The following is a 230-nucleotide window of genomic DNA, read 5'->3' as shown; positions in this document are numbered from 1 at the left end:
CAACTTATTCTAAATAATGTCGGTGTTTTATCAGGAGTGATGGTCAATACGGTAAGACCATCGGTTGTTCTTTCAACCACTTCCTCTTCGTATGACAACATAAAAACCATTACAGCAACTTTTTCCGAGCCGGTGACCGGCTTCACCATAGCGGATATCGACATGTCTGTTGTCGGGACTGCGAGCGCTGCTGCACACTCCCTGACTACTGCAGACAATATCACCTATAC

The 230-nt window shown here is 45.7% G+C and carries 1 protein-coding gene; it reads left to right on the top strand.

Going from position 1 to position 230, the window contains the following annotated elements:
* A partial coding sequence (locus SB660_RS24280) for a hypothetical protein (RefSeq protein ID WP_410585210.1) occupies positions 1 to 230 on the top strand: 230 nt, incomplete at both ends.

The sequence above is a fragment of the Bacillus sp. SIMBA_005 genome, assembly GCF_046535585.1.
GTDB lineage: Bacteria > Bacillota > Bacilli > Bacillales > Bacillaceae > Bacillus > Bacillus pumilus.
This window is presented reverse-complemented; position numbering and strand designations above follow the sequence as displayed.